This is a genomic window from Kitasatospora sp. NPDC004289 (assembly GCF_053602875.1).
Map to the genome: position 1 here is coordinate 50,760 of NZ_JBSGEL010000022.1, position 12,590 is coordinate 63,349.

Sequence of the window (12,590 nt, forward strand, 5' to 3'; positions counted from 1 at the left end):
TCTGGCGTCGCTTCCTTCACATCATCCGTGTTTTGCTCCGGCCGGGTGAGGCCCCGGGGCCGCCCGGGTGACCCGTCGGCGTGCGCTCCCGCCCGCCGGTCCGGCTGCCGGGCACGGCCACCGGGCCGTTTGTCGGCCCGCCGAGCCCGGTGCGAGGATGGCCGGGCCATGGCTGCCACCACCACTGAGACCTCCGCCCCGCTGCTCCACTCGACCGTGCTCGACTGGTACGCGGCCAACGCCCGCGACCTGCCCTGGCGCACGCCCGAGGCGAGTCCCTGGGCCGTCCTGGTCAGCGAGTTCATGCTCCAGCAGACCCCGGTGAAGCGGGTGCTGCCCGCGTACGCCGCGTGGCTGGAGCGCTGGCCCACCCCCGCCGCGCTGGCCGCCGACGCACCCGGCGAGGCGGTCCGGATGTGGGGCCGGCTCGGCTACCCGCGCCGGGCGCTGCGGCTGCACGCCGCCGCCACCGCGATCACCGAGCAGCACCGCGGTGAGGTGCCCGAGGACCACGCCGCGCTGCTGGCGCTGCCCGGGGTCGGCGAGTACACCGCCGCAGCCGTCGCCTCCTTCGCCTTCAAGCAGCGCCACGTGGTGCTCGACACCAACGTCCGCCGGGTCTTCGCCCGCGCGGTCACCGGCGTCGAGTACCCGGCCCAGGCCACCACCGCGGCCGAGCGCCGCACCGCCACCGCACTGCTGCCCGAGGACACCGCCACGGCGGCGGTCTGGGCGGTCGCGGTGATGGAGCTCGGCGCGCTGGTCTGCACCGCGCGCGGCCCCGAGTGCGGGGCCTGCCCGCTGCGGCGGCGGTGCGCCTGGCAGGCGGCGGGACGCCCGCCGTACGAGGGCCCGGCCCGGCGCGGGCAGACGTACGAGGGGACGGACCGTCAGGTCCGGGGCAAGCTGCTGGCGGTGCTCCGCGAGGCCCACGGCGAGGTCCCGCAGGCCCGGCTGGACGAGGTCTGGCCGGACCACGTGCAGCGGGCCAGGGCACTGGACGGGCTGGTCGCCGACGGGCTGGTCGAGCCGGTCGCGCAGGGCGTCTACCGGCTGCCGCAGTAGCCCGGTGGCCCGGTACGACGGAGGGCCCGGTCCGTACGGACCGGGCCCTCCGTCTCACTGACGCGGCGTCACTACTCGGAGAGCACCGGCTCCCCGGCACCGCGCAGCGGCACCTCGCGCAGGAAGACCGAGGCGGCCACCGCGACCAGGCTGATCACCGCGCCCCAGATGAAGACGGTGTGGATGCCGTTGGCCACCGCGTGGTGGAAGGTGTCCTGCACCGGCGCGGGCAGCGCCCGGACGGCCTCCGGGCCGAGCTGGGCGATGTTGCCGTGGCCGCCGCCCTGGACGCCTGCACCGGCCATGGTCGAGGTGACCCGGTCGTTGAAGAGGGCGCCGAACAGGGCCACGCCGAAGGAGCCGCCGATGGTGCGGAACAGGGTGGCGGTGGAGCTGGCCACGCCCATGTCCTTGAGCTCCACGCTGTTCTGCGCGACCAGCATGGTGACCTGCATCAGGAAGCCCATGCCCGCGCCGAGCACGACCATGTAGCAGGACGAGACGAAGCGGTCGGTGTCGGTGGAGAGGGTGGAGAGCAGCAGCGAACCGCCGGCCATCACCGCCGTGCCGATGATCGGGTAGATCCGGTACTTGCCGGTCTTGGTGATGGCCTGGCCGACCACCAGCGAGACCACCAGCATGCCGAACATCATCGGCATCAGCTGGAGGCCGGAGGAGGTGGCCGAGGCGCCCTGCACGTGCTGCTGGTAGAGCGGCAGGAAGGTGACGGCGCCGAACATCGCGAAGCCGACGATGAAGCCGATCAGCGAGACCATGGTGAAGTTGCGGTTGCGGAACAGCTCCAGCGGGAGCATCGGCTCTTCGGCCTTCTGCTCCGCGTAGACGAAGGCGATCAGCGAGGCGACCGCGAGCGCGCCCAGGCCGAGGATCTGCTTCGAGGCCCACTCGTACTCCTGGCCGCCCCAGGTGGTGATGAGGACCAGCGAGGTGATGCCGACGGTGAGCAGTGCCGCGCCCAGGTAGTCGATCTTCGCCTTGGAGCGGACCGAGGGCAGCTTCAGGGTGATCACGATGAAGGCCAGCGCGACCACGCCGAGCGGCAGGTTGATGTAGAAGGTCCAGTGCCAGCTGAGGTGGTCGGTGATGAAGCCGCCGATCAGCGGGCCGCCGACGGTGGCCAGCGCCATCACGGCGGCGAACATGCCCTGGTACTTGCCGCGGTCGCGCGGCGCCACCAGCGCGCCCATGATCGACATGACGCCGACCATCAGACCGCCGGCGCCCAGGCCCTGCACGGCGCGGAAGGCGATCAGCTGGCCCATCGTCTGGGAGAGGCCGGAGAGCGCCGAGCCGAGCAGGAAGATCGCGATCGAGATGACGAAGGTGCCCTTGCGGCCGTAGAGGTCGCCGAGCTTGCCCCAGATCGGGGTGGAGGCGGCGGTCGCCAGGGTGTAGGCGGTCACCACCCAGGAGAGGTGCTCGGCGCCGCCGAGGTCGCCGACGATGGTCGGCATCGCGGTGCCGACGATGAGGTTGTCCAGCATCGCCAGCAGCATGGCGACCACCAGACCGATCATCACCAACCGGATCTCGCGCGGGCTGCGCGGGGTCGGGTCGGCGGCCGCTGCCGGCGGCTCCACGGTCTCGACCTGCTGTTTCGACATGGGTGGGGGCTCCCTGCACTACCGCTGCCGGGGAACTTACTTGCCGCCCGGCTAGTTGACTGACCTGTGGCACGGTAAGGTGTCCGTATCCTGGCGTCAAGCCGATTACTGACGGAGTCGAGGCCGCCCACCGATGAGCACGACGCAGAGCCCGCGCAGCGGCACCAGGGGGCGGATCGTCGAGGTCGCCCTGGAACTGTTCTCGGAGCAGGGGTACCAGGAGACCTCGCTGCGGGAGATCGCCGACCGGCTGGGTGTCACCAAGGCCGCGCTCTACTACCACTTCAAGACCAAGGACGACATCGTCCACGGCATCATCGAGCAGGCCGCGGCGCCGATCGACGAGGTGATCGCCTGGGGCGAGGGGAAGCCCTGGACGCCCGGGCTGCGGGACGAGCTGATCCGCCGCTTCGCGGCCGGCGCCGCCGACCGCGCCCCGTTGCTGCGCTTCTTCCACGAGAACCAGCCGGCCCTGCGGGACTCCTCGGCCGGGCTGGAGTTCAAGGAGCGCATGGTCTCCATGATCAAGCTCGTGCACGGCCCGGAGGCGGGTCCCGAGGACCGGCTCCGGGCGGCGATGGCACTGTTCTCCTTCCACACCGCGCTCTTCCTGCTCAAGCAGGACCTGGCGGCCGGGCCGGAGGCGGCCTGCGCGACCGGCACGGTGACCAGCCTGGCGCAGGCGACGGAGGCGGCCCTGGTGGTCGCGCTGGAGATCGCCGAACGGATCGAGCCCCCGCGCGCCTGAGCGTCACGGGGGCCCGGTCGGGTCTGCCGGTGCGTCAGAAGCCGACGGCGCCGTGGCCCTTGAGGTACGCGAGCGGGTCGATCACGGCCGCGTAGCGGTTGGCCGAGCGGATCTCGAAGTGCAGGTGCGGACCGGTGGAGTTGCCGGTGGAGCCGGCCTTGCCGATCTGCTGGCCGGCCTTGACGGTCTGACCCGCCTTCACGCCGATCGAGGACAGGTGCGCGTACTCGGCGAACTTGCCGTCGGCCAGCTTCAGCACGACCTCGTTGCCGTACGCGCCGTCCGGGCCGGCCGAGACCACGGTCGCGTCGGCCACCGCGAGCAGCGGGGTGCCGGTGCTCACCGCGAAGTCGGTGCCGGTGTGGTAGCCGGCCGCGTAGCTGGCGTTCTTGCCGCCGTAGGGGTTGCTGATCCGGGCCCCGGGGGCGGGGGAGGTCCAGGACGGGGCGGGGGCCGGCTCGGGCTGCGCGGCAGGGGCCGGCGCCTCGGCCCGGGCCTCCGAGCGGTCGGCGGCGGGGGCGCTGTCGTGGGCCTCCGCCTCGGCCGGGGCCGGGGCCTGGGCGAGGTTGTCCGCGACCGAGACGGCGGCCTGCGCGGAGGCCGAGTGCGGCAGCTCGTACGTGCCCGGCCGGGTGACCTCGACGGAGGCGTTCTCGTCGGTGTAGGCCGCGGCGGTGAAGAGCGAGGAGCCGGGGGTGGTCGGGTGCACGGTCTGCGCGGCGGCGGTGCCGGGCACCAGCAGCGCGCCGGAGCCGATGGCCAGGGCGCCGGTCCAGAGCGCGACCGTGCGGTGGGTGGTGAGCCAGCTCTTGGCGGCGTGGCGGGCGGACGTCGTCATGGTGGCAGCACCTCGGGGCGGCAGGAACGGATGGGGACCAGTCAGGTCTAAACGGACACCGGTGGCCGCCCCAAACGGTGTGACGTACGACGGCGGGTAGTGCGTCGGCCGGGCCCTTGACGGATCCGCCGGGCCGGACGCGCCGCTGTGGGGCGGTCGCCGGCTACTACCGCCGCTCGTAATCCCGTCCGGCCTGTGACGAGGCCCACCGCCCTACCCCCTCCGGCCGGAGCCCAATCGTGAGGGCGGTCACAGGGCTGACGGAGTCGTGCGGACTTTCCGGGCAAGCCGGACCGATGTGCGGAACGTGTGAACCCGTGTGCGAACCGCGCGATAGCCTCCGCGCACCCAGAGCTTCGGGACATCCCCCGACCGAGCCGGAACAGGTCGCATGAGACACCTCCGCACCGCCCTCCGCACCGCCTTCCTCGCGGTGGCCGTCACCGCCCTCGCCGCCTGCGGGCCGGGCACCGTCACCCCCGCCAAGGCCCCGACGAGCCCGGCCGCCGCCTCCAGCCCGGCCGCCACGCCGACCCCGACGGCCACTCCCTCGCCGACGCCGACGCCGACCGCGGTGGAGACGCCGACCCAGGCCCCCGCCGCGGTGACCCCGGCCGCCGCCCCGGCGGCCACCACCAAGGCGCCCACCACCAAGGCGGCCACGCCGAAGCCGGCCACCACCGCGCCCGCCGCGCCGAGGACCACGGCCCCCGCCGCGCAGGTCTGCGAGATCAAGTCCAACGCGGGCAACTGCTACAACGACGGCCAGTTCTGCCGGAAGGCCGACCTCGGGCGCTCCACCCACGACCGCAACGGCGAGTGGATCACGTGCAAGGTGGACGGTTCGGTCTACCGCTGGATCGCCGTCTGACGCCGTGCCCCCGCCGTGAGCCTGTCGCTCCGACCGGTGCTGAGGCAGCATCGTTCGTATGACCGATTCCTCGCTCGCGGCCCTGCGGGACCGCCGCTTCACCGCCTTCCGCCGCTGCGGGCGGCTGCTCTCGGGCAGCCGCCCGCTGTCGCTCCGGGAGCGCATGGCCACCCTGGCCGTCGAGGCCGAGACCGTCGGGGTGGACCTGGACGTCCGCCCCGACATGTACGGCGACGGCGTGGTCCGCGCCCTGGAGCAGCGGGTCGCCGAGCTGCTCGGCAAGCCTGACGCCGCCTTCTTCCCGACCGGCACGATGGCCCAGCAGATCGCCCTGCGGTACTGGGCCGACCGCACCGGCAGCTCCGTGGTGGCCATGCACCCGCTGGCCCACCCCGAGCGCTGGGAGCGCCGCGCCTACCAGCGCCTCACCGGCCTCTCCGCGGTCTGGCCCACCAAGGAGCCCCGGCTGCCCACGGCCGACGAACTCCTGGGCTGCGAGGAGCGGTTCGGCACCCTGATGCTCGAACTCCCGCTCCGCGACGCCGGGTTCGTACTGCCGAGCTGGGAGGAGCTGACCGCCGCGGTCGGCGCGGTGGAGGGCGTGCGGGTGCACCTCGACGGTGCCCGGCTCTGGGAGTCGGTGCCCCATCTGGGCCGCTCGCTGCCGGAGATCGCCGCCCTGGGCGACTCGGTCTACGTCTCCTTCTACAAGACCCTGGAGGGCATCAGCGGCGCCGCGCTGGCCGGGCCCGAGGACTTCGTGCGCGAGGCCAAGGTCTGGCGCCACCGCTACGGCGGCCAGCTCTTCCAGCAGTGGCCGGCGGCGCTGTCGGCACTGGCCGGGCTGGAGCGGGTGCTGCCCGAGCTGCCGGCCTACGTCGCGCACGCGAAGGTGGTGGCCGCCGCACTGGTGCGCACGCCCGGGGCCAGAGTGGTGCCCGAGGTGCCGCACACCCACCAGTTCCAGCTCTGGCTGCCGTACGGGGCGGGGGAGTTGAACGAGGCCACGGTCCGGCTGGCGGAGGAGCAGGGCGTCGGGCTGTTCGGCCTGTGGATCGACGGGCCGGTGCCGGGCTGCGCGCTGACCGAGGTGACGGTCGCCGCCGAGGCGCTGGAGTGGACGGCCGAGGAGATCGAGGAGGCCCTCGCCGACCTGCTGGCGCTGCTGGGGAAGTGACCGGGCGCGGAAACACTCCGGCCCCGCCGGGACGAATCCCGGCGGGGCCGAAGTCACCTGCTTACCACGTCAGTTGAGCGAAGCTCACTTGCCGGGGCTGACCAGGACCAGGGTCTCGAGCTTGTTCCAGCTCTCGTAGAGGACCGAGATCGCGGTGTTGGTGTTCGGGACCTGGACGGAGGAGAACTGCGTCGAGGCGTCCCAGTACTTGTTCTTCGCGTCGTTGAAGGACGAGACGCCCTTCGAGGACGGGATGGTGGTGAGGACGTCCGCCTTGTGGAGCTTCAGGCCGTCGGTGCGGTCGAAGCCGAAGGTGGAGTCGTAACCCTGCAGACGCGGACGCATGGTGCTGCCGTCGGCCCACTTGAGCGGGGTCGGGTGCGAGTCGACCGGCAGGATGAGACCGGCGCCCGGGTGGTTGGTGACGTTGTTGTCGGTCTGCGACTCGTCCCACAGCCAGATCAGAAGACCGTTCTGGTTGGCGTAGTGGTCGACCCAGTCCGGCTTCACGGCGGAACCGAAGACGTACGGACCGGTCTTCAGCATCTCGTCGTAGGAGACGTACTGACGGTTCTCCACCAGGTAGTGCTGGGCGTAGTCCTTGGAGAACTTGCCGTTGATGCGGGAGAAGCCGTCGGCCTTCCAGCCGTTGTCGCCGTTCTCCACCGTGTCGGAGAAGACCGACGCGCCATCGGCGGTGATGCCGATGTTGTCGAGGGCCAGGCCCTTCTCGTGCACGCCACCGTCGGTGGTGTAGTGGAAGCGGACCTTGACGGCCTTGCCCACGTAGGGGTTCAGGTCGTAGGCCAGGTCGCCCCACTGACCGCCCGAGTTGCCGGTCAGACCGGCCTTGTTGCCCGGGTTGAGCGGGATCGCCGTGCCGTTCCAGGTGCCGTTCAGGCCGACCCAGTTGGCGCCGCCGTCGGTCGAGACCTCGGCGTAGGCGTAGTCGTAGTCCTGCTCGATCTCGTACCAGCCCTTGGCCGTCAGCGAGGCCGAGGACTTGCCGGTGAGGTCGACGTCGCGGGTGAGGGCGACGTTCAGGTCGTCGGCCGAGCCGCTCCACCACTCACCGCTGCCCTGGAAGGGGGTGTTGATCTCGGTGGTGACGGTCTTGGCCGGGAGGTCGACGACCAGGCCCTGCGGGCGCTTGTTGTTGTACTCGGCCGGGCCGAGGAGGTGGGCGGAGAACTTGCCCGCCTTGGCCTTCTCGAAGTCGAACCAGCCCAGCTTGAGCTTGGACCAGGCGTCCAGGTCGGCCGGCTTGTCGCCGATCGAGTCCTTGCCGGTGCCGAGCCAGGAACCGGACGACATCAGCGACCAGAAGCCGACCGAGTTGTCGTTGCCGGAGCCGGTGGTGTCGTAGAGGTCCGGCAGACCGAGGTCGTGGCCGTACTCGTGGGCGAAGACACCGAGGCCACCGTTCTCGGCCTGCATGGTGTAGTCGCCGACCCAGATGCCGGTGTCGCCGGCCTGGGTGCCACCGAGCTTGTTGTTCGCCGGGCCGGTCTGGCCCTGCAGCGCGCCGTAGGCGTACGAGCGGTGGGCCCAGAGCGCGTCGGTGCCCTGGGCACCGCCGCCGGCGGACTGGTCCTCACCGGCGTGCACGATCTGGAAGTGGTCGACGTAACCGTCGGGCTCGTTGAAGTTGCCGTCGTGGTCGAAGTCGTACCGGTCCCACTGGTCGTACTGCGCCAGGGTGGCCTTGATCTGCGCGTCCGTCTGGCCCTTGGCCTTCTGGTCGGCGACCCAGGCGTTGACGCCGTCGCGGATCAGGTCCTGGGCGTTGTTGCAGACGTGCTGGCCGCAGTAGTCCGAGCCGTAACGGGCCTCGTTCCACGGCACCTTGACCCAGTCGGTGACCTGACCGTCGACCGAGTAACGGCCGGAGGACTGGCGCTCGTAGTAGGTCTTGAGCGAGTCCTGGGTCTTGCTGAAGTACATGTCCTGGTAGTGCTGGCGGTTGTAGTCCGCCCGCCAGTCCGTGGAGTTGTCCTTCGTGCGGTCCGGCTGCGGGATCTGGTTCCGCTGCGGGCCCGGGGTGCCACCGTACTTGAGCCGGCCGTCGGGCAGCTTGGTGGTGTTGTCCACCTGGTCGGAGAACTCGACCAGGATGGTGAAGATCTTGTCCGTGCGCTCGCGGGCGAGCTCCACGTACTTGTCGCGGCCGAGCTTGATGCTGGTGCCGCCGTTGTGCTTCTCGATCTTCGCGGTGCCGGCGAGCAGCTGGTCCAGAGCGGCCTTCTGCTCGGCCTCGACCTTGGCGCTCAGCGGACCCTCAAGGTTGTGGTCCACGGACGCGAGCTGCACCGCGTCGGCCGGGTCGTTGCTGACCGGGACGACCGGGGCGGCCGTGGCGGAGGCCGGCAGGAGCCCCGCGCCGAGGGCGGTGATGACCGCCGCGGCCGCGGTCGCCGAGGCAACCTTCTTGGATATGTTCAACGTGGTGACGTCCTCCCCATACCGGCCAAGCTCTTGGCTCCGCCGGTGAACCAATGAAAGACAGGTGGACGTCATTTGATCCAAGCGTGGATGAAAAAGAAAGACCTTGACCATGACATGGTCACGGCGCTATGCTCCGGCGCCCCGATCACCTGATCATGTGTCAAATCCCGGGGCCATCCCGGCTGCTGGGGCCGTCCATCGCGTACGGAGTACCACCGCCACCCGTCGAACGGCGGGGATCGGCGTGCGGTTCATCACAGGAATTGTGACCTGGAGATGAAGCGGCGGGCATAACGAAAGGGCCCCCGCACCGGTGTTATGACCGGTGCGGGGGCCCTTTCGGAACGTGCAACAAACCTTACTTGGTGAGGTCCGGACCCGCCGTCACGGCGGCCGGGGAGTCGGCCACGGGGGACTTCTCCTCGCCGCGGAAGGTGAACTTCGCTTCCTTGCCCTCGCCCTCGACGCCGACGACCACGATGTGGCCGGCGCGCAGCTCGCCGAAGAGGATCTTCTCGGACAGGTGGTCCTCGATGTCGCGCTGGATGGTGCGGCGCAGCGGACGGGCACCCAGGATCGGGTCGTAACCGCGCTTCGCCAGCAGCTTCTTGGCCTCGACGCTGAGCTCCAGGCCCATGTCGCGGTCCTTGAGGCGGCCGTCCACCTTGTCGATCATCAGGTCGACGATCTGGATGATGTCGTCCTCGGACAGCTGGTGGAACACCACGATGTCGTCGACGCGGTTCAGGAACTCGGGGCGGAAGTGCTGCTTGAGCTCCTCGCCGACCTTCGCCTTCATCCGCTCGTACCCGGTGGTGCTGTCACCCGTGGCCGCGAAGCCGAGGTTGAAGCCCTTGGAGATGTCCCGGGTGCCGAGGTTGGTGGTCATGATGATGACGGTGTTCTTGAAGTCGACCACCCGGCCCTGGGAGTCGGTCAGGCGACCGTCCTCCAGGATCTGCAGCAGCGAGTTGAAGATGTCCGGGTGCGCCTTCTCGACCTCGTCGAAGAGGACCACGGAGAACGGCTTGCGCCGCACCTTCTCGGTGAGCTGGCCGCCCTCCTCGTACCCGACGTAGCCGGGCGGGGAGCCGAACAGCCGCGAGACGGTGTGCTTCTCCGAGAACTCCGACATGTCGAGCGAGATCAGCGCGTCCTCGTCGCCGAACAGGAACTCGGCCAGCGTCTTGGACAGCTCGGTCTTACCGACACCGGACGGGCCGGCGAAGATGAACGAACCGCCGGGACGCTTCGGGTCCTTGAGGCCCGCACGGGTGCGCCGGATCGCCTGGGAGAGCGCCTTGATGGCGTCCTTCTGGCCGATGACGCGCTTGTGCAGCTCGTCCTCCATGCGCAGCAGGCGGGAGGACTCCTCCTCGGTCAGCTTGAAGACCGGGATGCCGGTGGCGGTGGCCAGGACCTCGGCGATGAGCTCCTCGTCCACCTCCGCGACGACGTCCATGTCGCCGGCCTTCCACTCCTTCTCCCGCTTCGCCTTCGCGGTGAGGAGCTGCTTCTCGTCGTCGCGCAGCGAGGCGGCCTTCTCGAAGTCCTGCGCGTCGATCGCGCTCTCCTTCTCCCGGCGCACGTCGGCGATCTTCTCGTCGAACTCGCGCAGGTCCGGCGGCGCGGTCATCCGGCGGATGCGCATCCGGGAACCGGCCTCGTCGATCAGGTCGATCGCCTTGTCCGGCAGGAAGCGGTCCGAGATGTACCGGTCGGCCAGGGTCGCGGCGGCGACCAGCGCGGCGTCGGTGATCGACACCCGGTGGTGCGCCTCGTAGCGGTCCCGCAGGCCCTTGAGGATCTCGATGGTGTGCGGCAGCGAGGGCTCGGCGACCTGGATCGGCTGGAAGCGGCGCTCCAGCGCGGCGTCCTTCTCCAGGTGCTTGCGGTACTCGTCCAGCGTGGTGGCACCGATGGTCTGGAGCTCACCGCGGGCCAGCATCGGCTTGAGGATCGACGCGGCGTCGATCGCGCCCTCGGCGGCGCCCGCGCCGACCAGGGTGTGCAGCTCGTCGATGAACAGGATGATGTCGCCGCGGGTGCGGATCTCCTTGAGCACCTTCTTCAGGCGCTCCTCGAAGTCACCGCGGTAGCGGGAGCCCGCGACCAGCGCGCCGAGGTCCAGGGTGTAGAGCTGCTTGTCCTTGAGCGTCTCGGGAACCTCGCCCTTGACGATGGCCTGGGCCAGGCCCTCGACCACGGCGGTCTTGCCGACGCCGGGCTCACCGATCAGCACGGGGTTGTTCTTGGTGCGGCGGGACAGCACCTGCATGACCCGCTCGATCTCCTTCTCGCGCCCGATGACCGGGTCGAGCTTGGCCTCGCGGGCGGCCTGGGTGAGGTTGCGCCCGAACTGGTCCAGGACCAGCGAGGTGGAGGGGGTGCCCTCGGCCGGGCCGCCGGCGGTGGCCGACTCCTTGCCGCCGGACTGGTAGCCGGAGAGCAGCTGGATGACCTGCTGGCGCACCCGGTTGAGGTCGGCGCCGAGCTTCACCAGGACCTGGGCGGCGACGCCCTCGCCCTCGCGGATGAGGCCGAGCAGGATGTGCTCGGTGCCGATGTAGTTGTGACCGAGCTGGAGGGCCTCGCGGAGCGAAAGCTCCAGCACCTTCTTGGCCCGCGGGGTGAAGGGGATGTGGCCGGACGGGGCCTGCTGGCCCTGGCCGGTGATCTCCTCGACCTGCTGGCGCACGGCCTCCAGGGAGATCCCGAGGCTCTCCAGGGCCTTGGCGGCGACGCCCTCGCCCTCGTGGATCAGGCCCAGGAGGATGTGCTCGGTGCCGATGTAGTTGTGGTTGAGCATCCGGGCTTCTTCCTGAGCCAGGACGACAACCCGCCGCGCGCGGTCGGTGAACCTCTCGAACATCGTTTATCGCTCCTCAGAGCGGTCGGGCAGTTCGGGGACTGTCCCCGCCCTGTCCTTCCGCATGCTAGTCCCGCTCAGCGGCGCGGCTCACGGATCGGCTCCACTCTCGTGGAGCCCTTATCAGCTGCGCGACCAGCCGACACCATTCCCAACCTGATGCTGGGTGACGGTGTTCCCACGGTCGGGCCCGATGCACCCGATTCCGCTACGCCAACGGCGAACAAGGTCCGTCGTGGACGCGTCGGCAGGCCCCGCGATCTGCTCGGCCGGGGCCCTCTGCCCCACCCACCTGCATTCATACCCGGTATTCCGGCGAGTTTCGCGCAGTTTCCCCGGTGGCGGTGTTCGCCTGGCGAGAAGTCCCCCCGGGGTGACGGGGGATCAGCTCGGGCCGGGGGCCGTCCGGGTGGTGCCCGCGTGACCGCCGTGCCCCTCCAGCGTTGCACAGCCCATGACCGTCCAGTCGGGCCGGACAGCGGCCGCCGCGGTGCTGCTCGGCTCGGACCGGGTCGAACTGGCCCGCCCCGCCGGGCTGGCCGCGCTCGGCCGGCTGGACCGGCTGGGGCGGCCCACCGGGCCGGTGCTGGCCCGCGGCCGCCGGGCCGTCTTCCTGCTCGCCCCGGGCACCGCCGAGCAGGTGCCGGAGCTCCTGGACTGGCTGGGCTGGGGCCCCGGGCTCGGCCTCGACCTGGTGCCGCTGGCGGCCGGGGAGCTCAGGGTGCCGCCGCCCAGGCCGCCGCGGGCGGACCGCCCCGGTCCGCGCCGGGCCGGGGTACGGCCGCGGGGCGCGGAGGAGGACCCTCCGCGCCCCGATGACCGACGGGCGGTCTGGCTGCGTCACGGCGGGCACGGACCGGGCCTGGACCTGCGCTCGCCGGACCTGCTCCGCCTGCTGGACTGCCTGGCCGACGCCTGCGCCCGGGCCCGGCTGGGCCTGGGGCCCTGACGG

9 protein-coding genes are annotated in these 12,590 nt (G+C 71.0%); 5 read left to right on the top strand and 4 right to left on the bottom strand.

Features of this window, described 5'->3' with window-relative positions; all coding sequences use genetic code 11:
- The first annotated feature begins 168 nt into the window (after positions 1–168).
- Positions 169–1,065: an A/G-specific adenine glycosylase gene (locus ACWEPF_RS17205; RefSeq protein WP_452173211.1), complete on the top strand. Its 897-nt coding sequence runs from the start codon at positions 169–171 to the stop codon at positions 1,063–1,065.
- Positions 1,066–1,136: 71 nt separating this feature from the next.
- Here the strand turns inward: ACWEPF_RS17205 and ACWEPF_RS17210 are convergent, their stop codons facing one another.
- The gene (locus tag ACWEPF_RS17210) at positions 1,137–2,690 is read right to left on the bottom strand and encodes an MDR family MFS transporter (RefSeq protein WP_452173212.1); all 1,554 of its coding nucleotides are present in this window, start codon (positions 2,688–2,690) and stop codon (positions 1,137–1,139) included.
- A 133-nt stretch (positions 2,691–2,823) separates the two neighbouring features.
- On the opposite strand from ACWEPF_RS17210, the gene ACWEPF_RS17215 reads away from it, so the two are divergent.
- Positions 2,824–3,438, top strand: a complete 615-nt coding sequence (locus ACWEPF_RS17215; RefSeq protein WP_345289196.1) for a TetR/AcrR family transcriptional regulator — start codon at positions 2,824–2,826, stop codon at positions 3,436–3,438.
- Positions 3,439–3,472: 34 nt separating this feature from the next.
- Here ACWEPF_RS17215 and ACWEPF_RS17220 read toward each other — a convergent pair whose 3' ends face one another.
- Positions 3,473–4,276 carry a M23 family metallopeptidase gene (locus ACWEPF_RS17220; RefSeq protein WP_452173213.1) on the bottom strand — a complete coding sequence of 268 codons (804 nt, stop codon included), beginning with the start codon at positions 4,274–4,276 and terminating at the stop codon, positions 3,473–3,475.
- A gap of 391 nt (positions 4,277–4,667) precedes the next feature.
- On the opposite strand from ACWEPF_RS17220, the gene ACWEPF_RS17225 reads away from it, so the two are divergent.
- Complete coding sequence (locus ACWEPF_RS17225) at positions 4,668–5,147, top strand: hypothetical protein (protein ID WP_452173214.1); 480 nt, start codon at positions 4,668–4,670, stop codon at positions 5,145–5,147.
- A gap of 58 nt (positions 5,148–5,205) precedes the next feature.
- The gene (locus tag ACWEPF_RS17230; protein ID WP_452173215.1) at positions 5,206–6,324 is read left to right on the top strand and encodes a threonine aldolase family protein; all 1,119 of its coding nucleotides are present in this window, start codon (positions 5,206–5,208) and stop codon (positions 6,322–6,324) included.
- 84 nt (positions 6,325–6,408) lie between these two features.
- Here ACWEPF_RS17230 and ACWEPF_RS17235 read toward each other — a convergent pair whose 3' ends face one another.
- Both ACWEPF_RS17235 and ACWEPF_RS17240 read right to left on the bottom strand, forming a co-directional pair.
- Positions 6,409–8,766, bottom strand: coding sequence for an immune inhibitor A domain-containing protein (locus tag ACWEPF_RS17235; RefSeq protein ID WP_452173216.1), 2,358 nt, complete (start codon positions 8,764–8,766; stop codon positions 6,409–6,411).
- Positions 8,767–9,127: 361 nt separating this feature from the next.
- Positions 9,128–11,641, bottom strand: a complete 2,514-nt coding sequence (locus ACWEPF_RS17240) for an ATP-dependent Clp protease ATP-binding subunit (protein ID WP_452173217.1) — start codon at positions 11,639–11,641, stop codon at positions 9,128–9,130.
- Positions 11,642–12,092: 451 nt separating this feature from the next.
- Here ACWEPF_RS17240 and ACWEPF_RS17245 point away from each other — a divergent pair, with 451 nt between their 5' ends.
- The gene (locus ACWEPF_RS17245) at positions 12,093–12,587 is read left to right on the top strand and encodes a hypothetical protein (protein WP_452173218.1); all 495 of its coding nucleotides are present in this window, start codon (positions 12,093–12,095) and stop codon (positions 12,585–12,587) included.
- The last annotated feature ends 3 nt before the right edge of the window (positions 12,588–12,590 follow it).

Excerpts from the sequence above, each read along its gene's own strand:
- ACWEPF_RS17245 (WP_452173218.1), top strand. The coding sequence starts at position 12,093 with ATGACCGTCCAGTCGGGCCGGACAGCGGCCGCCGCGGTGCTGCTCGGC.
- ACWEPF_RS17205 (WP_452173211.1), top strand. The coding sequence starts at position 169 with ATGGCTGCCACCACCACTGAGACCTCCGCCCCGCTGCTCCACTCGACC.
- ACWEPF_RS17215 (WP_345289196.1), top strand. The coding sequence starts at position 2,824 with ATGAGCACGACGCAGAGCCCGCGCAGCGGCACCAGGGGGCGGATCGTC.
- ACWEPF_RS17225 (WP_452173214.1), top strand. The coding sequence starts at position 4,668 with ATGAGACACCTCCGCACCGCCCTCCGCACCGCCTTCCTCGCGGTGGCC.
- ACWEPF_RS17230 (WP_452173215.1), top strand. The coding sequence starts at position 5,206 with ATGACCGATTCCTCGCTCGCGGCCCTGCGGGACCGCCGCTTCACCGCC.
- ACWEPF_RS17240 (WP_452173217.1), bottom strand. The coding sequence starts at position 11,641 with ATGTTCGAGAGGTTCACCGACCGCGCGCGGCGGGTTGTCGTCCTGGCT.
- ACWEPF_RS17210 (WP_452173212.1), bottom strand. The coding sequence starts at position 2,690 with ATGTCGAAACAGCAGGTCGAGACCGTGGAGCCGCCGGCAGCGGCCGCC.
- ACWEPF_RS17220 (WP_452173213.1), bottom strand. The coding sequence starts at position 4,276 with ATGACGACGTCCGCCCGCCACGCCGCCAAGAGCTGGCTCACCACCCAC.